Source organism: Agrobacterium sp. InxBP2 (assembly GCF_026191755.1).
Classification (GTDB): domain Bacteria; phylum Pseudomonadota; class Alphaproteobacteria; order Rhizobiales; family Rhizobiaceae; genus Agrobacterium; species Agrobacterium pusense.
The window spans coordinates 156138-176915 of sequence record NZ_JAINDY010000034.1 but is presented as its reverse complement, the minus strand read 5'-3'; the positions used below and the strand labels follow the sequence as shown (position 1 = coordinate 176915).

At 61.0% G+C, this 20778-nt stretch carries 19 protein-coding genes; 11 read left to right on the top strand and 8 right to left on the bottom strand.

Features of this window, described 5'->3' with window-relative positions; genetic code table 11:
* Positions 1-53 precede the first annotated feature (53 nt).
* The 3 genes from hemF to K7A42_RS22675 all read left to right on the top strand — a co-directional run bounded on the left by hemF (position 54) and on the right by K7A42_RS22675 (position 1658).
* Positions 54-965 (top strand): oxygen-dependent coproporphyrinogen oxidase, encoded by a 912-nt coding sequence (hemF, locus tag K7A42_RS22685; protein WP_004442979.1) that lies wholly within the window; start codon positions 54-56, stop codon positions 963-965.
* Between the two features lie 121 nt (positions 966-1086).
* Positions 1087-1353: a hypothetical protein gene (locus K7A42_RS22680; protein ID WP_112554090.1), complete on the top strand. Its 267-nt coding sequence runs from the start codon at positions 1087-1089 to the stop codon at positions 1351-1353.
* A 119-nt stretch (positions 1354-1472) separates the two neighbouring features.
* Entirely contained in the window at positions 1473-1658 is a 186-nt protein-coding gene (locus K7A42_RS22675) for a DUF1059 domain-containing protein (protein WP_004442982.1), read from the top strand.
* A 26-nt stretch (positions 1659-1684) separates the two neighbouring features.
* Here K7A42_RS22675 and K7A42_RS22670 read toward each other — a convergent pair whose 3' ends face one another.
* From K7A42_RS22670 to K7A42_RS22660, 3 genes are read right to left on the bottom strand one after another with little or no spacing between them, the layout of a single operon-like run.
* A complete protein-coding gene (locus K7A42_RS22670) occupies positions 1685-2941 on the bottom strand; it encodes a CCA tRNA nucleotidyltransferase (protein WP_282455929.1) in 1257 nt (418 codons plus the stop codon).
* Positions 2938-3576, bottom strand: a complete 639-nt coding sequence (locus K7A42_RS22665) for a CoA pyrophosphatase (RefSeq protein WP_153776220.1) — start codon at positions 3574-3576, stop codon at positions 2938-2940. The genes K7A42_RS22670 and K7A42_RS22665 overlap by 4 nt, the downstream gene beginning before the upstream one ends.
* Entirely contained in the window at positions 3573-4202 is a 630-nt protein-coding gene (locus tag K7A42_RS22660) for a DUF1285 domain-containing protein (protein WP_077987389.1), read from the bottom strand. The genes K7A42_RS22665 and K7A42_RS22660 overlap by 4 nt, the downstream gene beginning before the upstream one ends.
* Before the next feature lie 175 nt (positions 4203-4377).
* Here K7A42_RS22660 and K7A42_RS22655 point away from each other — a divergent pair, with 175 nt between their 5' ends.
* From K7A42_RS22655 to K7A42_RS22635, 5 genes are all read left to right on the top strand, one after another.
* Positions 4378-5388: an AAA family ATPase gene (locus K7A42_RS22655; RefSeq protein WP_004442986.1), complete on the top strand. Its 1011-nt coding sequence runs from the start codon at positions 4378-4380 to the stop codon at positions 5386-5388.
* Between the two features lie 25 nt (positions 5389-5413).
* A complete protein-coding gene (locus K7A42_RS22650; protein ID WP_004442988.1) occupies positions 5414-6340 on the top strand; it encodes a DUF58 domain-containing protein in 927 nt (308 codons plus the stop codon).
* Entirely contained in the window at positions 6337-9147 is a 2811-nt protein-coding gene (locus K7A42_RS22645; RefSeq protein ID WP_282455928.1) for a DUF4159 domain-containing protein, read from the top strand. The genes K7A42_RS22650 and K7A42_RS22645 overlap by 4 nt, the downstream gene beginning before the upstream one ends.
* Before the next feature lies 1 nt (position 9148).
* Positions 9149-11233 (top strand): hypothetical protein, encoded by a 2085-nt coding sequence (locus tag K7A42_RS22640; protein WP_282455927.1) that lies wholly within the window; start codon positions 9149-9151, stop codon positions 11231-11233.
* An 89-nt stretch (positions 11234-11322) separates the two neighbouring features.
* The gene (locus K7A42_RS22635; RefSeq protein ID WP_282455926.1) at positions 11323-11736 is read left to right on the top strand and encodes a GNAT family N-acetyltransferase; all 414 of its coding nucleotides are present in this window, start codon (positions 11323-11325) and stop codon (positions 11734-11736) included.
* Positions 11737-11755: 19 nt separating this feature from the next.
* Here K7A42_RS22635 and K7A42_RS22630 read toward each other — a convergent pair whose 3' ends face one another.
* Positions 11756-12709 (bottom strand): LysR substrate-binding domain-containing protein, encoded by a 954-nt coding sequence (locus K7A42_RS22630; protein WP_022556707.1) that lies wholly within the window; start codon positions 12707-12709, stop codon positions 11756-11758.
* A gap of 86 nt (positions 12710-12795) precedes the next feature.
* Here K7A42_RS22630 and K7A42_RS22625 point away from each other — a divergent pair, with 86 nt between their 5' ends.
* A complete protein-coding gene (locus K7A42_RS22625; RefSeq protein WP_282455925.1) occupies positions 12796-13761 on the top strand; it encodes an MBL fold metallo-hydrolase in 966 nt (321 codons plus the stop codon).
* A 56-nt stretch (positions 13762-13817) separates the two neighbouring features.
* Here the strand turns inward: K7A42_RS22625 and K7A42_RS22620 are convergent, their stop codons facing one another.
* Positions 13818-15131: an MFS transporter gene (locus tag K7A42_RS22620; RefSeq protein WP_112554104.1), complete on the bottom strand. Its 1314-nt coding sequence runs from the start codon at positions 15129-15131 to the stop codon at positions 13818-13820.
* Positions 15132-15467: 336 nt separating this feature from the next.
* Positions 15468-16037: a GNAT family N-acetyltransferase gene (locus tag K7A42_RS22615; RefSeq protein WP_107339111.1), complete on the bottom strand. Its 570-nt coding sequence runs from the start codon at positions 16035-16037 to the stop codon at positions 15468-15470.
* A 295-nt stretch (positions 16038-16332) separates the two neighbouring features.
* Between K7A42_RS22615 and K7A42_RS22610 the strand changes: the two genes are divergently transcribed.
* Complete coding sequence (locus K7A42_RS22610; RefSeq protein WP_004443005.1) at positions 16333-17325, top strand: glutathione S-transferase family protein; 993 nt, start codon at positions 16333-16335, stop codon at positions 17323-17325.
* Positions 17326-17340: 15 nt separating this feature from the next.
* On the opposite strand, the gene K7A42_RS22605 is transcribed toward K7A42_RS22610, so the two are convergent.
* Positions 17341-17832: an NUDIX domain-containing protein gene (locus K7A42_RS22605; protein WP_004443008.1), complete on the bottom strand. Its 492-nt coding sequence runs from the start codon at positions 17830-17832 to the stop codon at positions 17341-17343.
* Positions 17833-17897: 65 nt separating this feature from the next.
* On the opposite strand from K7A42_RS22605, the gene K7A42_RS22600 reads away from it, so the two are divergent.
* A complete protein-coding gene (locus K7A42_RS22600; protein ID WP_282455924.1) occupies positions 17898-18863 on the top strand; it encodes a metallophosphoesterase family protein in 966 nt (321 codons plus the stop codon).
* Between the two features lie 198 nt (positions 18864-19061).
* Here K7A42_RS22600 and leuA read toward each other — a convergent pair whose 3' ends face one another.
* Positions 19062-20771 (bottom strand): 2-isopropylmalate synthase, encoded by a 1710-nt coding sequence (gene leuA / locus K7A42_RS22595; RefSeq protein ID WP_006699443.1) that lies wholly within the window; start codon positions 20769-20771, stop codon positions 19062-19064.
* Positions 20772-20778: the final 7 nt, after the last annotated feature.

Here is a 20778-nt window from a genome sequence, read left to right as displayed (position 1 = left end):
CGCAAACACCTGCTAGAGGCGGCATGACAGACTACACCGCAGGAGAATGAGACATGGAACGGCCGATCTTGCCGAAGGGCTTGCCCGAGGACATTGAAGACAAGAAGGCCGTTGCCCAGGCATGGTTCCAGCATCTGCGCGACACCATCGTCGCCTCCTTCGAAACCCTGGAAAACGAACTGACCGGCCCCTTGTCCGATCAGGAACCGGGCCGTTTCGTCCAGAAAGACTGGCTGCGTGACAATGGTGAAGGCGGCGGCGGCAAGATGTCTATGATGGAAGGGCGCGTCTTCGAAAAGGTTGGTGTGCACACCTCCACCGTCTACGGCGAATTTTCACCGGAATTCCGCAAGCAGATACCGGGCGCTGAAGAAGACCCGCGCTTCTGGGCATCGGGACTGTCGCTCATCGCCCATCCGGTCAATCCCAATGTGCCGGCCGTGCATATGAATACCCGCATGGTCGTCACCACCAGCCACTGGTTCGGCGGCGGCGCGGACCTGACGCCGGTGCTTGGCCGCAGGCGGACGCAACAGGACGCCGATACCCAGCTGTTCCACCGCGCCTTCGAGATCACCTGCAACCGCCATCCCGTGGCGGACTATCCACGATACAAGACGTGGTGCGACGAGTATTTCTACCTGAAGCACCGCGACGAGCCGCGCGGCACCGGCGGCATCTTTTTCGACTGGCTGCATCCGCAAGAGCAAAATGGTGGCTGGGACGCCAATTTCGCCTTCGTGCAGGATGTCGGCCGGGCCTTCAATCTGGTCTATCCGAAAATCGTCCGCGCCAATTTCAACCAGAACTGGACGGAAGAGGACCGCGACGAGCAGCTTATTCGCCGTGGCCGCTACGTGGAATTCAACCTTCTCTACGATCGCGGCACCATCTTTGGACTGAAGACCGGCGGCAACGTCGAATCGATCCTGTCCTCCCTGCCGCCGGTAGTGCGCTGGCCCTGAAAACCTCACGCAAATTTGACGCTTATCAGCCATTTTGTCGCAAATAGCGTAAATTAGGACTTATGGAAAAATCAAGGCAGTGGTAGTCTCCTTCCGCAGACGTACTGGAGGAGCTATCGTCATGATTACTTCGAACAGCATGCCTATTTCTGCTTCCGCCGAGGGAGCATCGCAATCCATCGATACCACCGCATTGATTGACCGCCTGGCAGCCGAAATGCGCTCAACGGGTGATCGCGAACTGCCGCATTCCTTTTATGTCGAACAGGTGAAACGCACGCTCGCCGGAAAAGCCGTGAAGCGCGCGGATAACGACGAACGATCCAGCACAAAAATCCCGCCGGCCGGGACGTCCTCCGTTTTCCAGTGCTGGGCGATGCCCGAATAAGTCCGGTATCAGCGCTCAAGGACGCCGCTTTGGAACATAAGCGGCGGACTTTTGTTTCATAACGGAAGGGCAGCACGTCACTTCAATGCTGCCTTTTTCTGAAGCAGGGAGGCAAGACCATGAGACTTTTTGAATGTGGAACGCTCGTGCCGGGCTGCGCCTGGCATACACGCGCAGATGACGATGCTGAAGTCGTCCGCCGCACGGTGGAGCATATGCGCTCGGCCCACGGCGAAACCGTTATCCGCGAAAATATGATCGAGAACATCAAGGCCCGCATCCGCGACGAGGCGAATGCGGCTTAGACCGGAGTGTCAGCGCTCTGGCAATATCAGTTCTGAAGCATCTCTTTAAGCCGGGCGGTCAGCGCTGCCCGGTCAAGCGAGAAATTCACGTCGATCCACTTTTCCTCAAGGCTTTTCAGCACCTCGCCGACCTGCGGACCGGCCGCGACGCCCGCTGCCATCACGTCTGCACCGCTTAACGGAAATCCGGGCTTCTGGAATTTCTCCGCCCTCGCCAGCAGTGTCGAAAACCGCGCAACCTTCTGCATGGCTGTCTCGCCGGCCGAAATATCGGCACGAGCGGAGGAAAGCGCGAGTTTCAGCCGCGTCTTCACGCCTTCAACACCTTGACGATAAAGCAGCCGGTCGAGCGCCGTCTCCTTCAGTTCGGGATCTGCCGGCGGGGCCGCGGCCCAATGGGCAAGGTAGGCAGCTTCTGCCTTCGACAGCCTCAGCCGCGCGGCCAGAGAGGCCATCCTCTCGCCATCCGGCGGCACGATCGCGGCAAGCCGCAGCATTGGATCTACCGCCCAGCCAAGAGCCTGCTCGGTCGCGACCAGACCGTGAATGGCGTCGATACCCCATTTCTCGGTTTCGGGAAGAATTTCCGTTAGAACGCCCGATTGCCGCATCCAGAGCAGGGCGCGGGAAGGATCGCGGGCCGAAAGCAGCTTTTTCAACTCGCTCCACACCCGCTCGGCCGAAAGCGTCGCCAGCCTGTCCTTGGCCCGTGCGCTGGCTCGCAAGCCATCGGCATCCGGGCGGCCAGAGCCATAATGGGCAAAAAAGCGGAAAAAGCGGAGAATCCGCAGATAATCTTCCGAAATTCGCGTCGCCGCGTCGCCGATGAAGCGCACGGTTCCGGTTTCGATATCGGGCAACCCGTTGATAAGGTCGATGATCTCGCCCTTTTCATCGGCATAAAGAGCATTGATGGTGAGATCGCGCCGCTCGGCATCGGTCTGCCAGTCGGTGCCGAAGGCCACCTGTGCGTGGCGGCCATTGGTCTCCACATCGCGGCGCAGCGTCGTCACCTCGAAACCTTCACCGTCGATGACCAGCGTTACCGTGCCATGCTCGATGCCTGTTGGCACCGCCTTGATGCCCGCAGCCTTGGCCCGCGCAACAACCACGTCGGGGGTCAGCGTCGTGGCCATGTCGATATCGACCACCGGCAGGCCCATCAGCGCGTTGCGCACCGCGCCGCCGACGATCCGCACCTCGCCGCCATCGGCATTCAAAAGCGCGAAAATGCGCTTCAGCGCCGGTTTTTCGAACCAGTCCTGGCCGGCAAGGCTGTTCATAAATAAAACCTTTCGTAAATCGTCCTGACGATGCCCGCCGTAATGCCCCAAATGTAGCGTTCACCATAGGGCATTTCATAGAAAAACCGCTCCTTCCCCTGAAAGATGCGGCTACCGCGCGCGTGGTTTTCAGGGTTCATCAGGAAGGACAGCGGCACCTCGAAAACTTCGTCCACTTCCGCCGGATTGAGCGTGAGGTCGAAGCCCGGCCGAACAACGGACAGCACCGGCTTTATCCGGAAACCCGTGCCGGAGATATAATCCGGCAATCGCCCCACCGTTTCCACGAAGGACCGGGACAGACCGATTTCCTCCTCCGCTTCGCGCAATGCTGCCTCTTCCGGCGTGCGGTCCTCGGCGTCGATACCGCCGCCCGGGAAGGAAATCTGACCTGAATGTTTGCGTAAGGTGGAGGTGCGCTGGGTGAAGATCACCCGGGCATCATTGCCGTCATCGATAACGGGGACCAGCACGGCGGCGTCTTTCAGTTTGATGCCGTTCCCGGACAGCACCACGCCCGGATTGAGGACATGGTCGCCATTTTCGCGCTCGGCCACGCCCTCGCCCTCCTGCAGCACCCGGCGGCGGAAGTCGCTGGCAGTAAAAGCCTTGAGGCCTATTGTCGTGATCGTCATTGCGAAAGCCGTTCCAGTTCATTGGCGGGCATGACTGGAAAAACGACGCCGCCCGAGCGCACCGCGAACATGTCGACGCCGTTTACCTCGATCGCTTCACCGAGGGCGACGAGGTCGTACATCACGGCTCGCGAGACAAGCGCTTCCAGACGGCCGCGGACCAGAAGATAAGGCTTCAACTCGCGGTTTTCGCCCGAAATTTCAAACCGCAGCGGATGCTCCCGCCCCGCCTCTACCACGTCGCCAACATTCGTCCGGAAAGTGAGCACAGGCTCCCCATCCTCCTCGCCCACCGTCACCTTCATTTCCACGGCGACGAAAGGCGCATCGACGACCCGGATGCCGACTTTTTCCACAGGAGTTACAAGATAGGTTTTGCCATCCTCATCCTTGCGCAGAACGGTCGAAAACAGCCGCACCAGCGGCGCCCTGCCAATGGGCGTGCCGAGGTAGAACCAGGTGCCGTCAGCGCGGATTTCCATGTCGAGATCGCCGCAAAAGGGTGGATTCCAGCGGTCCACCGGGGCCGGTCCGCGCCTGGCGTCACCGGTCTGTTCCGCGGCGCGGGAAATCAACGCCGCAAGGCCAGCCGCATCATCAGCCGAATTTATCGTCTCCGCTGCCATATTCGAGTCTCGCTTTGCCGATAAGGAAATACTAAGTCACGACATAGTCATTCGAATGGCGCTTGTCAGCGGCCAAGAGAGCAATAAGCTATATGCAGCGCAAAATCCGTTCCGGCTGGCGGCCAGTAAAACCGGAATGCAAATGTGACAGCGGCGAAGGTATGAGGAGAGCGACATGGGCGTGATGAATACCGGCGAAACCCTCGATGAAAAGGCGATCATCGCCTCGGCCGAAAAGGCGCTGTCCGACATTGCGGCGATCCGCGCGGAAGTCTCCAAGGTTATCTTCGGCCAGGAAAAGGTGGTGCAGAACACGCTTCTCGCCATCCTCTCCGGCGGCCATGCCCTTCTTGTAGGCGTTCCCGGCCTTGCCAAGACCAAGCTCGTCACCACACTCGGCACCGTGCTTGGCCTCGACGCCAACCGCATCCAGTTTACCCCGGATCTGATGCCGTCAGATATTCTCGGTTCCGAAGTCATGGACCAGGATGAAAACGGCCGCCGCTCGTTCCGCTTCATCAAGGGACCGGTTTTTGCGCAGTTGCTGATGGCCGATGAAATTAACCGCGCCAGCCCGCGCACGCAGTCCGCGCTGCTGCAGGCCATGCAGGAATACCACATCACCATGGCCGGCCAGACATATGAGCTGCCGAAGCCGTTCCACGTTCTCGCAACGCAGAACCCGCTGGAACAGGAGGGCACCTATCCGCTGCCCGAAGCCCAGCTCGACCGCTTCCTGCTGCAGGTGGATGTCGGTTATCCCGAACTTGCCGCCGAACGCCAGATCCTGCTCGACACCACGGGCACCGCCTCGGGCGAAGCACGCGGCGTCATCGATGCGCCCCGCATGATGGAGATACAGGCGCTCATCCGCCAGATGCCGGTCAGCGACAAGGTGGTGGACGCCATTCTGTCGCTCGTCCGTTCCGCCCGCCCCGGCCACGGCAACAAGTTGACCGATAAGAACGTTGCCTGGGGTCCCGGTCCGCGCGCCGGCCAGTCGCTGATGCTGACGGCCCGTGCACGTGCGCTTTACGAAGGCAGGCTCGCGCCCTCGCTTGACGATGTCTATGCGCTGGCCGAACCGGTGCTGGAACACCGCATGGCGCTGACCTTTGCGGCCCGCGCCGAAGGCATGTCGGTGCGCGATGTCATCGCTGCCCTCGTGGAGCAGGCGAAGAACTGAAGCGACGTTCGCGAAAGGACTGCATGTGGCATCCATCGGCCAGATCGTAGACAAGACGCCGGGTAGCGAAGTTCTGGCGCGCGCGCGCCAGCGCGCCGCCCTGGTGCCGGACTGCATGGTCGAGGCAAAGCGCATCGCCAACACCGTCACCGCAGGCTGGCATGGCCGCCGCAAGCGCGGCATCGGCGAAAATTTCTGGCAGTTCCGCCCCTATGCCGAAGGCGAAAGTCTCTCGCGTATCGACTGGCGGCGTTCGGCCCGCGACGATCATACCTATGTGCGTGACCGCGAATGGGAAGCGGCCCACACCATCTGGCTCTGGGCTGACATGTCGCCGTCGATGATGTTCAAATCGACCCTCGGTTCCGTTTCCAAGGAAAGCCGGGCCCTGGTGCTGATGCTGGCGCTGGCGGAAATCCTCGCGCGCTCCGGCGAGCGCATCGGCTGCCCCGGTATCATGGAACCGGTTTCGGCCCGGAATGCCGCCGAACGGCTCGCCACCGCGATCATGCATGCGCCGCCGACCGAAGGCATGCCGGAAACGGGCATGATCCGTGGCGCGAGCGACATCGTGCTGATCGGTGATTTTCTCGATGATGCACAGGCCGTGATGGAACGCATTTCACCGCTCGCACGGCGGGGCTTGCGCGGCCACGTGGTGGAAATTGCCGACCCGGCCGAAGAAACCTTCCCCTATTCCGGCCGCACCGAATTCAGCGATCCGGAAACCGGCGAAAAACTGGTGTCCGGCCGCGCCGAGACCATTCGCGAAGACTATACCCGCGCCTATCTCGCAAGGCGCGAGGCACTCTCCTCATCGCTTCGCCGGCTGGGCTGGAACTTCGTGTTCCATCGCACCGACCATCTCGCTTCCGAGGCATTGGTGGCCATGCACATGTATCTTTCAGGCGCGCCGGCACAGGGCGGTGGGCAAGGCGGTGGCCGCCGATGAGCGCATTGCCTTTCGTCTTCACCAGCCCCTACATCCTCTTCGGCTTGCTGGCGCTGCCTGCCATCTGGTGGCTGCTGCGGCTGACCCCGCCGCGCCCCAAGGCGGAGGTCTTCCCGCCACTGAAGATTCTGGCGACGGTGTTGAAACGAGAGGAGACGCCGTCGAAAAGCCCGTGGTGGCTCACCTTGCTGCGCATGGCGCTTGCCGCCGCCGTAATTTTTGCTCTCGCCGATCCCGTGGTAAATCCACGCAACAGCGGCATCGCCGGCAGCGGCCCGCTGGTCCTTGTGGTTGACAATAGCTGGGCGTCTGCGCCCGACTGGGAGCGGCGCGTGGCGACCGCGGAAGCCCTGATCGGGGATGCAGAGCGTGCCGAGCGCCCCGTCGCCATCGCTTTTACAGCTGATGCCGAACATGACGCCGTGCCCGGAACGACAGCGGTCGCCCTGGAAAAGCTGGCAGCGGCAAAACCGAAGCCGCTCGTGCCCGATCGTGTCCGTACGGCCGAAGCCATCACCGAAGCGCTTAACGGCACGACCCCCGGCACCCTCGCCTATATCGCTGATGGCGTGCAGACGGCGCAGGACGAAAGCGCCCTGAAAACGCTGGCCAGTCTTTCACCAGCCGAATTCCGTATCGTCAGCGGCGACGGCAAGGCCATTGCCGCGATAACGGGCGCAACCAACAATGCCGACGCCATGAGCGTTTCGCTTTCAAGGCTCGATACTGCGGAAGCTGCCCGGTTGACGGTCAACGCGCAGGACAGCCAGGGCCGCATTCTCGCCAATGGCATCGCCACCTTCGCCCCCGGCCAGGCTGAAACAACGGCAACGGTGGAAGCACCCTTCGAATTGCGCAACGATTTCGCCCGTCTTTCCCTTGAAGGTGTTTCCACGGCGGGTGCAGTGCATCTTCTCGATGACGGCTTCCGCCGCCGCCGCGTGGCGCTGCTGGCAGGCGAAACCGGCAATGATTTCCAGCCGCTGCTGCAACCGCTTTATTACATCAGCCGCGCACTTCAGCCCTTCGTCGATCTCATTCCGCAGCGGCAGGCCGATCTGGCGCAGGCCATCCCGGAAATCCTGCAATCCAACCCCTCCGTCATTGTCATGGCCGATATCGGCCGCCTGCCGCAGGAAACATATGAGCCGATGCAAAAATGGCTTGCGGGCGGCGGCACGTTGATCCGCTTCGCCGGGCCACGCCTTGCTGCAGCCCCCGCCGACGACCCACTGGTGCCGGTGACGCTGAGACAGGGCGAACGCGCGCTCGGCGGCGCACTCTCCTGGGCTGAACCGCAACCGCTTGCCGATTTCCCTGCCTTCGGCGCTTTCGCCGGCATGCCGAAAGCCGATGGCATTCTCGTCAAACGTCAGGTTCTGGCCGAGCCGACACCGGACCTCGCCGAACGCACCTGGGCAAGCCTCGCCGATGGCACGCCGCTCGTCACCACCCGCAACGTCGAGGCAGGCCGCATCGTGCTGTTCCATGTCAGCGCCGAGGCCAGCTGGTCCGACCTGCCGATATCAGGCCACTTCGTCGATATGCTTCGCCGTATCGTGCAACTGTCCAAGGCGGGCGGCGCTTCGGCTTCCGCCAATGCCCCGGCCGCCGCTCTGCCACCCTTCCGGCTGCTGACGGCGGAAGGCGCGCTATCTGCCGAAATCGGCACTGCCCGGCCGCTGGAAATGCGCGCGGGCCAGCTTCCGCGCACCGGTTTCGACAATCCCCCCGGCCTTTACGGCACAGAGGATGGTTTCGTGGCTCTCAATCTCCTGCCCGCAGGTGCGACGCTGCGCCCGCTCGATACCTCGGCCGCCGGTGTCAGCACGTCAAGTGAAGCGCTGATTGGCGAGACGGCGAAATCGCTGCGTCCCGCCCTCTTCATCGCTGCCTTCCTGATGCTGATTGCCGACAGCCTGATCGTGCTTTTCATGAACGGTGCCTTTGCCCGCCTGCCGAAAGCCAGAAGCGCCACAGTGGCCACAATGCTGCTGGCGCTTGGCGCCTTTGCCGCCATGGCGCCAAACGATGCCCGCGCCGACGATCCCAAACCCGGCGACGAGCAGATATTCGAGCGGCTTGATACAACGCACCTCGCATATGTCCGCACTGGCGAAGACGACGTCGATCGCATTTCAGAACAGGGTTTACAGGGTTTGAGCGAATTCCTGACCTGGCGCACAACATTGGAGCCCGGGCAGCCTGTCGGCCTCGATATTTCCAAGGATGAATTGTCCTTCTACCCAATCATCTACTGGCCGGTTTCGGCCTCCGCGCCCATGCCGTCCAGCGCCGCCATCTCGCGCATCGACGCCTATATGCGCGCCGGCGGCACCGTGCTGTTCGATACGCGTGACCAGTTCTCCTCGCTCGATACCGGCGCGACCAGCGCCAATGGCGAGCGTTTGCAGGCGATCCTCGCCAATATCGATATTCCGCCGCTGGAGCCCGTGCCGGAGGATCACGTCCTGACGCGTTCCTTCTACCTGCTCACCAATTTCCCCGGCCGTTACAATGGCTCGCCGCTCTGGGTGGAATCGCGTCAGGGTGCCGCCAAGACCACCTCCGGCCTCTCCTCCTCCGGGGACGGCGTGACGCCGATCATGATTACAGGCAATGATTTCGCCGGCGCATGGGCCGTCGATGCGCAGGGCGCACCGGTTCTGCCCACCGTGCCGCCTGACGAGATGCAGCGCGAACATGCCTTCCGCTCCGGCGTCAACATCATGATGTATATGCTGACCGGCAACTACAAGGCCGATCAGGTCCACGTTCCGGCACTTCTCGAACGGTTGGGGCAGTGACATGACATTGACCTTCGCTCCCTTCCTGCCATGGATCGTGATCGCCGTTCTGGCCGTCGCAGCACTTCTCCTTTCCTTCATCGGCCTGTGGCGCGGCGTGCGTGGCGCATGGTTGCGCGGGCTGGCGCTCGCCGCCCTGCTTGCCGCCATCGCTAATCCGCTTTTGACGCAGGAGGAGCGCGAGCCGCTTTCCACCATCGTCCCCGTTATCGTGGACCGCTCGCAGAGCCAGGACGTGCAGGACCGGCCGCAGATGACGGATACGGCGCTTAACGCGCTGAAAGACCGGCTGTCCCGCTTCCCGCGCATCGAGCCGCGCGTCGTTGAAGTGCGCGACAATGGCGAGAGCGATTCGCCCTCGACCCAGCTTTTTTCGGCCTTGTCCTCCGCCGTTTCGGATGTCTCGCCTTCCCGCGTGGGTGGCGCGATTTTCCTGAGCGATGGCCAGATTCACGATATTCCCAATGCCCTGCCCAACGCCGAGCAGGCGCTCGGCTTCCGCGCGCCCGTGCACGGCCTGATCACGGGCAAGGCTGATGAGTTCGACCGCCGTATCGAAATCGTTCGCGCCCCGCGCTTCGGCATCGTCAATGAGGAACAGCAACTGACGCTGCGCGTCTTCGATGACGGACGCCCGGCAGGCGGTGGCGCGGCTGAGGTGACGGTGAAGATGAATGGCGAAGAGATCGCCACACTACAGGCGACACCCGGTCAGCCGACGCCGTTCCGCTTCAAGGTCCCACGCGGCGGCAACAATGTCATGGAATTTTCCGTCGCCGAAATCCCGGGCGAAGTGACTGTTGCCAATAACCGCGCCGTTCACCTGATCGAAGGCATCCGTCAGAACCTGCGCGTGCTGCTCGTCTCCGGCGAACCGCACGCCGGCGAGCGGGCATGGCGCAACCTCCTGAAATCCGACGCCTCGGTCGATCTGGTGCATTTCACCATTCTGCGTCCTCCGGAAAAGCAGGACGGCACGCCGATCAACGAACTCTCGCTGATCGCCTTCCCCACCCGCGAGCTGTTCGTCGAGAAGATCAATGATTTCGATCTCATCATCTTCGATCGCTACCAGCATCGCGGCGTGCTGCCGATCCTCTATTACGATTACATCGCCCAATATGTCGAAAAAGGCGGCGCGCTGCTGATTGCCGCCGGGCCGGAACATGCCGGTCAGGATTCGATCGCCATGACGCCGCTCGCCTCCGTCCTCCCGGCGCAGCCGACCGGTCAGGTGCATCAGGCTGCCTTCTATCCGCGTCTTTCGGAAGCGGGCAAGAAACACCCGGTCACCCGCGGGCTAGAGGGATCGGGCAATGAGCCGCCGCAATGGGGCCGCTGGTTCCGCACCATCAGCGTCGACCCGCCGCAGGGCCAGACCGTGATGCTGGGCGATGGTCAGGACCCGCTGCTGGTGCTCAACCGCCAGGGTGAAGGCCGTGTCGCCATGCTGCTGTCGGATCAGGGCTGGCTCTGGGCGCGTGGTTATGAAGGCGGCGGCCCGCATGTGGCGCTTTACCGCCGCATCGCCCACTGGCTGATGAAAGAACCCGAGCTTGAGGAAGAGGCGCTGACGGCGCGCGCCAACGGACGCACCCTGCAGATCACCCGTCAGACCATCGGTGACGATCCCGGTCAGGCCAGCGTGCGTTTCCCTTCCGGCAAAACCGAAAACATGGCTTTCACCAGCAGCGAGCCCGGTCTCTACAGGATCGAACGCCGCATGGATGAGACCGGCCTGTTCGAAATCAAGAACGGCGATTTCACCACCCTCGTCCATGTTGGCGCAGTGGACGCACCCGAATTCAAGGCGATGATTTCAACGACCGAAACGCTGAAGCCGCTGGCAGATGCCACCAAAGGCAGCGTGCACCGTGTCGCCGATAATTCCGGCCGGGTCGCACTGCCGGATATATTGCCGGTCCGCGGCGATATCAGGGTTGCCGATGAGGATCGCATGCTGATACGCATGACCGACGAGACGGTGCTGAAAGGCGTCAACACCCTGCCGCTCTTTGCAGGTTTCGCCGGGCTAGGCGCGTTGCTGCTTGCCTTCTCCGCTCTATGGTGGCGTGAAGGCCGGTAAGGGCGTTCCAGCAAGGATCGTGGGGCCTTCCCCTCGTCTCGGCACGTAAACGGGAAACGGCCACCGCCCGGCGGCCGGGGAAGATGAACATGAATTTCGTTTTAAGCGATGCCGCCGATCCAGAGGCCGAAAAAGCCATCCGCGATCCTCTGGTGGCCTATAATCTTGCTCGTTTCGGCGAAAGCGACAAACGCGACATTATCATCACCATCCGCAATGACGACAATGAGGTCACCGGCGGTCTGGTGGGCCACACCGCCCGCGGCTGGCTTTATGTGCAGCTTCTTTTCGTGCCGGAGACGATGCGGGGACAAGGCACGGCCTCGAAACTTCTGGCCATGGCCGAAGACGAGGCGAAAAAGCGCAGCTGTATGGGCGCCTATATCGACACGATGAACCCGGATGCGCTGAGGACTTACGAACGGTACGGTTTCACCAAGATCGGCTCGCTTGGGCCACTCTCCAGCGGCCAATCCATCACCTGGCTGGAGAAACGGTTCTAGAGCACCGGCCACGCAAATTTCAGGCGGCGATGCCCGACACCTCGCTGTCGACCGTGCGTCCCATGGTGTCGCGAATCTGTTGACGCAGCCACACGGCTCCCGCATCCGCATCGGTCTGCAATGTCCAGACCATGGCGACAGGCGGGAAATTCAACGTCACCGGCACCGGGCTCACTTCCAGTCCCAGCATCGGCGCATAACGCTGAGCAATGCGCGAAGACACGGTCGCCAGCACGGCTGAGGAGCGCGCCGTTGCCAGCACGGAAAGAAAATCCGGCGCAGCGGCGACGACGTCGATTTCCAGTCCGGTCAGTTCCAGCGCGTCCTTGATACAGCCATGCAGACTGTCGGTCTGCGATATCACCGCGTGCTTGGCCGACAGATAGGCGTCCAGTCCAACGGGATTGGGCAGATCGAGCAGAGCTGGGTTGAAGCAGCAGAGCACGCTGGAAGAATAAAGCGGTTCGCAATGGTGCCGCTGTTCCTTCGAATAGGTGCATCCGACAGCCATGTCGATCACGCCCGTATCCAGCATAGCGGTGATTTCCTGCTGTTGCCCGTTGCGCGCAAGGATACGGATACCGGGTGCGATCTCGCGCAGCCGCGCGGACAGATCCGGCAAAAGCAGCAGCTCCACCTCACTGGACATGCCGAGCCGGAACGTCCGCCGCTCGGTCGCCGGATCGAACACATCAGCCGTCAGCACCGCCGCCTGCGCTTGTCTCAGCGCCTGGCGTACCGGCCCCGCCAGATTGAGCGCCCGCGCCGTCGGCTTCATTTCCTGCCCCACACGAATGAACAGCTCATCCTGAAACAGTGTGCGCAGGGTGGAGATATTATGGCTCATGGCAGGTTGCTGGATTTTCAGCCGCCGCGCCGCGCGCGTGACGTTCATCTCTTCCATCATCGCATCGAAAGCGACGAGGAGATTGAGGTCGAAGGAACGGAGATTGAAATGATCGATAGTTTGCATAAGTCACATCGATTTGATTGCTAACCTGCCTACACTTAACTGGAGATCGGAAAGTTTCAAGACATTCCTAAACCCAGGAGCCTTCAATGCCATCACGTCGCTCACTTCTCAAAGGCGCCGCCAGCGCCCTCATCGCCGCCCCCTTTGTTGCGCCCTCCGTCGCATTTGCCAAGGCACCGCTTGTCGCCACGCAGGCGCCCGGCTTCTACCGGCTGATGGTCGGCAAGGTGGAAGTTACTGCGCTTTCGGACGGGGTCATTGCGCTGCCGCTTGCCAAAATTTACACCAACACCACACCGGAACATGCGACGAAGGCGCTTCAGGATGCGTTCCTTCCGGAAGAGACGCCCACGTCCGTCAATGCGTTTCTCGTCAACACCGGTGACAGGCTGGTGCTGATCGATGCCGGCACCGGCTCCTATCTTGGCCCAAGCCTCGGCAGGCTCGTCGCCAATATCGAAGCCTCGGGCTACAAAGCGGATGAGATAGATGATGTCGTTCTCACCCATATCCATACAGATCATTCGGGCGGTCTCTCCGCGGATGGCAAGCGCGTCTTCGCCAACGCGACCCTGCGCGTGAACAAGCGCGAAGCCACTTTCTGGCTGGACGAGGCAAAGGCCAAGGCAGCACCGGAGGCGCTGAAGAAGGGCTATGCCGAAGCCAAAGAAAGCATCCAGCCCTATATCGATGCCGGCAAGTTCGAGACGTTCGGCGACAATGCCGCGCCGGTTCCCGGTCTCGGTTCAGTCCTTTACGCCGGCCACACGCCGGGCCACAGCGGCGTCGTTCTCGAAAGCAACGGCCAGAAAATCGTCTTCTGGGGCGATATTACCCATGGCGATATCCTCCAGTTCGATGAACCCGATGTCGCCGTCGCATTCGACGTCGATCAGAAGGCAGCCGTCGCCACGCGTGATCTGGCATTTAAACAGGCGGTGGAAGGCAAATATCTGGTGGCAGGGGCGCATATCGCCTTCCCCGGCATCGGTCATGTGCGCACCGACAGCACCAATTATGATTGGCTGCCGGTGAATTACACGACGCTATAAAGCCGAACAGAATGGCCTGATCCTCAAGGGTCAGGCCATCGTCCCGCACTGACACCCTATGTCAGCGCCACCTGGCGCGTTTCCGCATTGATCATCGTCGCCGCAATGGCGGCCAGTACCAGCAGCCCGGCAAATATGCCGATCGCGACACCAAAACCCTGCGCAATGGCATAACCGAGGAGTGACGGCGCCAGCAGGCCCCCAAGCCGCGCCATCGCCCCTGCGGCACCCATGCCGGTTGCCCGTGATTCCGTCGGGTAAAGTTCCGGCGTGAATGCATAGAGAGCGCCCCAGGTGCCGAGCAACGCAAAGCTCATGATGAGAAGCGAGGCGGCAATCATCGCACCGCCGGAAGCAAGCGTGAAAAGCAGGCATCCGAGCGCGGAGAGCAGGCAGAAGCCGATCAGCGTCGGCTTGCGACCCCACTTTTCGACACCATAGGCCGCAAGCGCGTAACCGGGGATCTGTGCCAGCGCCACCAGCACAAGGAAACCATAACCGCGCACGAAACCGAAGCCATCTCCCGCGAGCTTCGCCGGCATCCAGGTGAAGACGCCGTAATAGGAAACGGAGACGAGAAACCAGATTGAGAGGATCATGATGCTGCGTTGGCGCAGCGCCGGTGAAAATATCCCCTGCCCCTTGGACACTTCAGGCTGGAAAAGCGCTGTCCCGGCATCGAGCGGAGCGCGGCCATTCGTGACCAGCATACGGTTGACGACGGCCTTTGCTTCCTCCGACCGACCCGTGCGCAGGAGATAAAGCGGCGATTCCGGCACGAGAAAGCGAAGGCCAAGGCCGAGGACAGCCGGGAACGCGGTTACGGCAAAGATATATCGCCAGGCATCGGCAACACCGGCAAGGCTGGCACCCCAGGCTGCAAGCGCCACGATCAGCGTCCCGACAGCCCAGAAACCTTCCAGAAAGACGAGCCAGCGCCCACGATTCTTGGCGGGCAGGAATTCCGCCATCATCGCATAATCCACCGGCAGCGTGCCGCCCACGGCGGCCCCGGTGAGAAAGCGCAGGACAAGCAGAATGGTGAAATCCGGCGAGAATATCGAAAGCACGCCGAACAGGGCATCACAGGCCACCGTGACGATTAGCACCCGGCGACGGCCGTAACGGTCCGCCAGCCGTCCGAAACCCGCAGCACCCAGCAACATGCCGAAAAAGAACGCTGTTCCGGTCTGCAGCGCCTGCGGCACCGTCAGCCCAAAGGTTGCGGCAATTGAGGCCGCAGTGAAACCGACGGCCAGAACCTGCATGGCATCCGCCGCCCAGACGAGGCCGAATATGCCCATCAGCCTGCGCTGATAGGCGCCTGCGCCCGCGCGCTCCAGCGCATCATTCATGGTGATTGCCGTCATGCCTCGTCCCTTCGCAAAAACCGACTTTCACTTGCTATCGTATGGGGGGAGGAAACGGAATTGAATTCTGTGGAGGGAGACGCGTTGTTTCGAAACAGGCTACTGGAAGAAGATTTTACCAGACAAAAAGATGTGCACAGCAGTCTCGATGTTTGCCATAGCGCGCAACGCCCCTTCCGTCATCCCGGCCTCGAGCCGGGATCCAGTCACGGCGCGTCTGCGCCGTGGGAAGGGTCCTTTTCAGCCCAAAGACTTGGCCTGGCTGCATTCCGGCTCAAGGCCGGAATGACGGGGCCTATGTTGCGCCAAGAAGCAAAAAGCTCTTCGGATATCCCGTCACCCGTAAACCCGAAGAGGCGCCTCGAAACCCTCATCTTCCACTGTCGCGGCCGGCATCACGGCCTCGCATTTGCGCCAGCCGATATTGCCCTTCAGCCGCTGGTGCACGTCATTGCCAAGCGGCACGACCAGCACCCGGTTCGGATCAACCGGCCCCGGAAAATCAAGCGCCGCATAAGCGACCTTCTCGAACCCGAGCGGCATGTAATAGGGCGGATCGCCGATCAGTATCACGGCTTCGGAGCCCTTGCGCCTTGCCGCCGCAATGGCGATCCGGACGAGTTCCCGGCCGATGCCCTTGTTCTTGTGAGAGGGCCGAACCGCAAGCGGGCCAAGCATATGACCCTTCACATTGCCTGCCAGAACCGGCGTCATGCGCACCGAGGCAATCGTCTCGCCATCATCGGCACAGACGAAGGAGAGCGACCGGTCATGCGGACCCTGCTCGCGGATGCGTGCTGCCGCACGGGTGTGCCGGCCGGGGCCAAATGCTTCTTCGTTGATGACTTCGATGATGGCGTCGTGCGACGCGTCCTCGGTGAGGTAGACAAGATCGTGCTTGGACATGAAGAGACCGAAACTTCCAGAATGCGGATGCGACAATAGATGACGGCTGCGCCGGTTAGGGCGTTCAGGAGCGTCAGCGTCGTCGGAGCATCCGTAGTTCGATCATAATCAAAAATTTCCTCAGATTTGTGAAAATCGCAATTATCAGGAAAATAACGACCCGTCCAGAACAAATCTCGTCGCGGCCCCATTCCAGCTCTGCAGCACGGAAACGCATTGTTCAATGCCTTGCGGGTTCGCGACAACGAGTGAAACGGGTAGGATTGCCGCCAAGGAAACAATCAAGGAGATCGTCATGGGCATGCTGGTGGAAGGCGTATGGAAAGACGTCTGGTACGACACCAAGGAAACCAAGGGGCATTTCAAGCGCAGCGCCTCGCAATTTCGCAACTGGATAACGGCGGATGGCGCACCCGGCCCTTCAGGAGAAGGCGGCTTCGCGGCGGAGAAGGACCGTTACCACCTCTATGTCTCCTTCGCCTGCCCCTGGGCGCACCGAACCCTGATTTTTCGCAAGCTGAAAAAGTTGGAAGAGCTTGTTTCGGTCTCGGTTGTCGACCCTTTGATGCTGGAAAACGGCTGGGAATTTAAGCCTGAAGGTGAGCGGACGCCAGGTGCGACCGAGGATCACCTCTTCGGTTCATCCGCGCTCTGGCAGGTCTACACCAAAGCGGATCCCAAATATTCCGGCCGCGTGACCGTGCCGGTGCTCTGGGATAAGAAGCGCGGCACCATCGTTTCCAACGAATCGGCGGAAATCATCCGCATGTTCAACTCCGCCTTCAACGACCTCACCGGCTCGCAGACCGATTATTATCCTGAGACGTTGCGCGCCGAAATAGACGCGTTGAACGACGTGATTTACGACACCGTCAATAATGGCGTCTACAAGGCTGGCTTTGCCACAACGCAGGATGCCTATCAGCAGAATGCGGTCAAGGTCTTCGAAACGCTGGACATGCTGGAAGACCGGCTGAAGCACCGCCGTTTCCTGTTCGGTTCGGAGCAGACGGAAGCGGACTGGCGCCTGTTCACCACGCTGGTTCGGTTCGACCCGGTCTATGTCGGCCATTTCAAGTGCAATATCCGCCGCATCCACGACTATCCGCACCTCACGGGTTACCTGCGCGATCTTTACCAGACGCCGGGCGTGCCTGACACGGTCGATATGCGCCATATCAAGGAACATTATTACCGCAGCCACCGCACCATCAACCCGACAGGCATCGTGCCCATCGGCCCCGAGCTGGACCTGACAAAGGCCCATGGCCGCGACTCGCTTTCCTGACGAGGGTGGGCACGGCTACCAGTGATCGGCGAGCGCCGCCTCGCCGGCAAGTTCTGCAAGGCGGCGGCGGGTTGCGGCCGTCACCCCTTCGGGCAGATTTGAAAGATCGAAAAAGCCGCTTTCGGCGATTTCATGATCCGGCTTTTTCGGCTTGGTCTGGGTAACCTCAAGCCGATAAAGCGCGACATGGTCGCGATTGCTGCCTTCCAGATTGAGATAAACATGGAAAAGCTCAGGCTTTGACGTGGCTTCGAGATTGCCTTCCTCCCGAATTTCCTTGTGAAGCGCCGCGAGCAGGGTTTCACCCCGCTCCACCCCTCCACCCGGCAGATACCAGCCCGGCAGATAGGTGTGGCGGACGAGGAAAATCCTGCCGGTTCCATCATAGCAGGCGGCACGCACGCCAAGAGTTGCGCCGCGCGTGAACAGAAAAACGAAATGCAGCAAACGAATGAAGACGCGCATATGGAACGGACGGGCCTGCCGCCCGGTTGTCTCGTCATTCACCCTGTTTCTCCCCGCCTGCCGGCTTTTGTTGGACGTGCGGCATATCATAGGTTATCTCTGCCGCCATGTTCAAACTTGCGCATATTTCAGACGTCCATTTGGGGCCACTTCCAAAACTCACTTTTCGCGAACTTGCATCCAAGCGTATCACCGGTTTCGTCAACTGGCATCGCAACCGCCGCAAGCATCTCTTCACCGATACGCTGGAAAAGCTGCTGGACGATCTGGAGACAAAATCACCGGATCATCGGGCTATCACCGGCGATCTCGTCAATCTTGCGACCGGCATTGAAATTCGCGCCGCCGCCGACTGGCTGGAAGAGGTGGGTGACCCCGAAAAGACCTCCGTCGTTCCCGGCAATCACGACGCCTATGTGTCCGGCGCGCATGACAAGGCCATGCAGGCCTGGTACCCCTATGTTCGTGGCGATGGCGACCCTGCCGAGTGGGACGACGACCGCAAGATATTCCCCTATATGCGCGTGCGCGGCCCCATCGCGCTGATCGGCTGCTCCACCTCGATTGCGACGCCACCTTTCTCGGCCACCGGCTATTTCGGCAACCGGCAGGCGCGCGCCACCGCGGAACTGTTGAAAAAAGCCGGGGAACAGGGGCTGTTCCGCGTCGTGATGATCCACCACCCGCCGATCCGTGGCGCCGCCCCAACGCACAAGCGCATGATCGGCATACGCCGTTTCGCCGCGGCGCTAGGCGTCGGCGGTGCGGAGCTCGTGCTGCATGGCCATACACATTTGAACACAGTCTATTGGCTGAACACGCACCATGGTGAAGACCACATTCCCGTGGTCGGCATCGCCTCTGCCAGCCAGGGGCCCGGTGGGGAAAAACCGCGCGCGGCCTATAATCTCTTCAACATCTCCGGCGGTCCCGGCACCTGGAACGTGACCTGCGAGCGGCACAGCCTCAATGAGACGGCAACCGGTGTCGCGCTTGAGGATATCAGGGTATTTTATGAAAACGGGCGGCCGCTGGGGTTTTCGCGGCCTGCGGAGCAGAGCCCGGAGGATTGAGAGGTAGGAGGTTGGGGCTACCCCCCTCTGCCCTGCCGGGCATCTCCCCCAAGGGGAAGATCAGCAGGAAGCGCTACCGCCATTTCATTCACAAACGTTGAGATGGGCGAGACCTGTCCGCGATTCGATCTCCCCCCTTGAGGGGGAGATGCCCGGCAGGGCAGAGGGGGGTGCTTTGCCCCACCCTCAACGCAAGCCTTACTTCGCCCGCTCTTCCAACACTCGGTTGGCCGCAGAAACGATCGCTTCCAGCGAAGCCGCAACGATATTCGTATTCACCCCTGCCCCGAACAGCTTGCCGCCCGGATGTTCCATCTCGACATAAGCGATGGCCGAGGCATTCGAGCCGTGCTGCAGCGAGTGCTCGGAATAATCGTTCACCGAGAGATCAATGCCGAGATAAACCGACAGCGCATTGATGAACCCGTCGATCGGACCGGTCCCCTTGCCTTCAATGCGCTTCACCTCACCATTGTCGGTGATCTCCGCGGCAACGATGCGCACGCCCTTGAAATCGCCGGCCGGATAGGTGTGGTGATCGACGAATTTGAGGCGCGCATTCGGCTGCGTCACGTAGCGCTCGATAAAGCGCTCATAGATGCGCTTGGCCGGCAGCTCGACACCCTCTTCATCGGTGATGCGCTGGATATCCTCGCGGAACTCCACCTGCAAATTGCGCGGCAGGTTGATGCCGTAATCCTGCTGGAGGATATAGGCGATGCCACCCTTGCCGGATTGCGAGTTGATGCGGATGATCGCCTCGTAGGAGCGTCCCACATCCTTTGGATCGATCGGCAGATACGGCACTTCCCAGACGGGATGATTGGCAACCTTGATCGCCTTCATGCCCTTGTTGATGGCGTCCTGATGCGAGCCGGAAAACGCCGTGTAGACCAGTTCGCCCACGTAAGGGTGGCGCTCGGGGATCGTCATCTCGTTGGAATATTCATAGACCGCCTTGATGCGCTCGATATCGCGGCAGTCCAGCTCAGGATCCACACCCTGCGTATACATGTTCAGCGCCAGCGTCACGACATCGACATTGCCGGTGCGCTCACCATTGCCGAACAGGGTGCCTTCAACGCGGTCCGCACCCGCCATCAGGCCCAACTCGGTCGCCGCAATGCCCGTGCCGCGGTCATTGTGCGGGTGGAGCGAGATGATGACGTTTTCGCGGTTGTCGATATTGCGGCACATCCATTCGATCTGGTCGGCATAGATGTTCGGCGTCGCCATTTCCACCGTCGATGGCAGGTTCAAGATCAGCTTGTTGTCGGCCGTCGGCTTCACAACCTCGACCACGGCGTTGCAGATTTCCAGCGCCACTTCCAGCTCGGTTCCGGTAAAGCTTTCTGGAGAATATTCGAAACGGTAACCGCCGCCAGCCTTGGCCGCCATGTCGGTGATCATCTTGGCCGCATCGACCGCGATCTGCTTGATACCGTGCACATCCTTGCCGAACACCACGCGGCGCTGCAGTTCCGATGTCGAATTGTAGAAATGGATGATCGGCTTGTTGGCGCCTTCCAGCGCTTCGAAGGTGCGGGTGATCAGTTCCGGGCGGCATTGCACCAAAACCTGCAACGAGACGTCATCGGGCACATTGCCCTCTTCCACGCACCAGCGGGCGAAATCGAAATCCGTCTGCGACGCGGAAGGGAAACCGATCTCGATTTCCTTGAAACCCATTTCGAGCAGCAGCTTGAACATGCGGGCCTTGCGGTCGTGACCCATGGGGTTGACCAGCGACTGATTACCGTCGCGCAGGTCCACCGAACACCAGATCGGCGCCTTGGTGATCGTCTTGGAAGGCCAGGTGCGGTCGGGGATGTTGATCGTGGGATAAGGGCGATACTTCACGCTCGCGTCGGTCATGCCCTTGGAAACAGTGGTGGTCTTGGCGTCCATGTCGCTT

Coding starts and splice junctions, on each gene's coding strand:
- hemF (WP_004442979.1), top strand. CDS start 54: ATGGAACGGCCGATCTTGCCGAAGGGCTTGCCCGAGGACATTGAAGAC.
- K7A42_RS22680 (WP_112554090.1), top strand. CDS start 1,087: ATGATTACTTCGAACAGCATGCCTATTTCTGCTTCCGCCGAGGGAGCA.
- K7A42_RS22675 (WP_004442982.1), top strand. CDS start 1,473: ATGAGACTTTTTGAATGTGGAACGCTCGTGCCGGGCTGCGCCTGGCAT.
- K7A42_RS22670 (WP_282455929.1), bottom strand. CDS start 2,941: ATGAACAGCCTTGCCGGCCAGGACTGGTTCGAAAAACCGGCGCTGAAG.
- K7A42_RS22665 (WP_153776220.1), bottom strand. CDS start 3,576: ATGACGATCACGACAATAGGCCTCAAGGCTTTTACTGCCAGCGACTTC.
- K7A42_RS22660 (WP_077987389.1), bottom strand. CDS start 4,202: ATGGCAGCGGAGACGATAAATTCGGCTGATGATGCGGCTGGCCTTGCG.
- K7A42_RS22655 (WP_004442986.1), top strand. CDS start 4,378: ATGGGCGTGATGAATACCGGCGAAACCCTCGATGAAAAGGCGATCATC.
- K7A42_RS22645 (WP_282455928.1), top strand. CDS start 6,337: ATGAGCGCATTGCCTTTCGTCTTCACCAGCCCCTACATCCTCTTCGGC.
- K7A42_RS22640 (WP_282455927.1), top strand. CDS start 9,149: ATGACATTGACCTTCGCTCCCTTCCTGCCATGGATCGTGATCGCCGTT.
- K7A42_RS22635 (WP_282455926.1), top strand. CDS start 11,323: ATGAATTTCGTTTTAAGCGATGCCGCCGATCCAGAGGCCGAAAAAGCC.
- K7A42_RS22630 (WP_022556707.1), bottom strand. CDS start 12,709: ATGCAAACTATCGATCATTTCAATCTCCGTTCCTTCGACCTCAATCTC.
- K7A42_RS22625 (WP_282455925.1), top strand. CDS start 12,796: ATGCCATCACGTCGCTCACTTCTCAAAGGCGCCGCCAGCGCCCTCATC.
- K7A42_RS22620 (WP_112554104.1), bottom strand. CDS start 15,131: ATGACGGCAATCACCATGAATGATGCGCTGGAGCGCGCGGGCGCAGGC.
- K7A42_RS22615 (WP_107339111.1), bottom strand. CDS start 16,037: ATGTCCAAGCACGATCTTGTCTACCTCACCGAGGACGCGTCGCACGAC.
- K7A42_RS22610 (WP_004443005.1), top strand. CDS start 16,333: ATGGGCATGCTGGTGGAAGGCGTATGGAAAGACGTCTGGTACGACACC.
- K7A42_RS22600 (WP_282455924.1), top strand. CDS start 17,898: ATGTTCAAACTTGCGCATATTTCAGACGTCCATTTGGGGCCACTTCCA.
- leuA (WP_006699443.1), bottom strand. CDS start 20,771: ATGGACGCCAAGACCACCACTGTTTCCAAGGGCATGACCGACGCGAGC.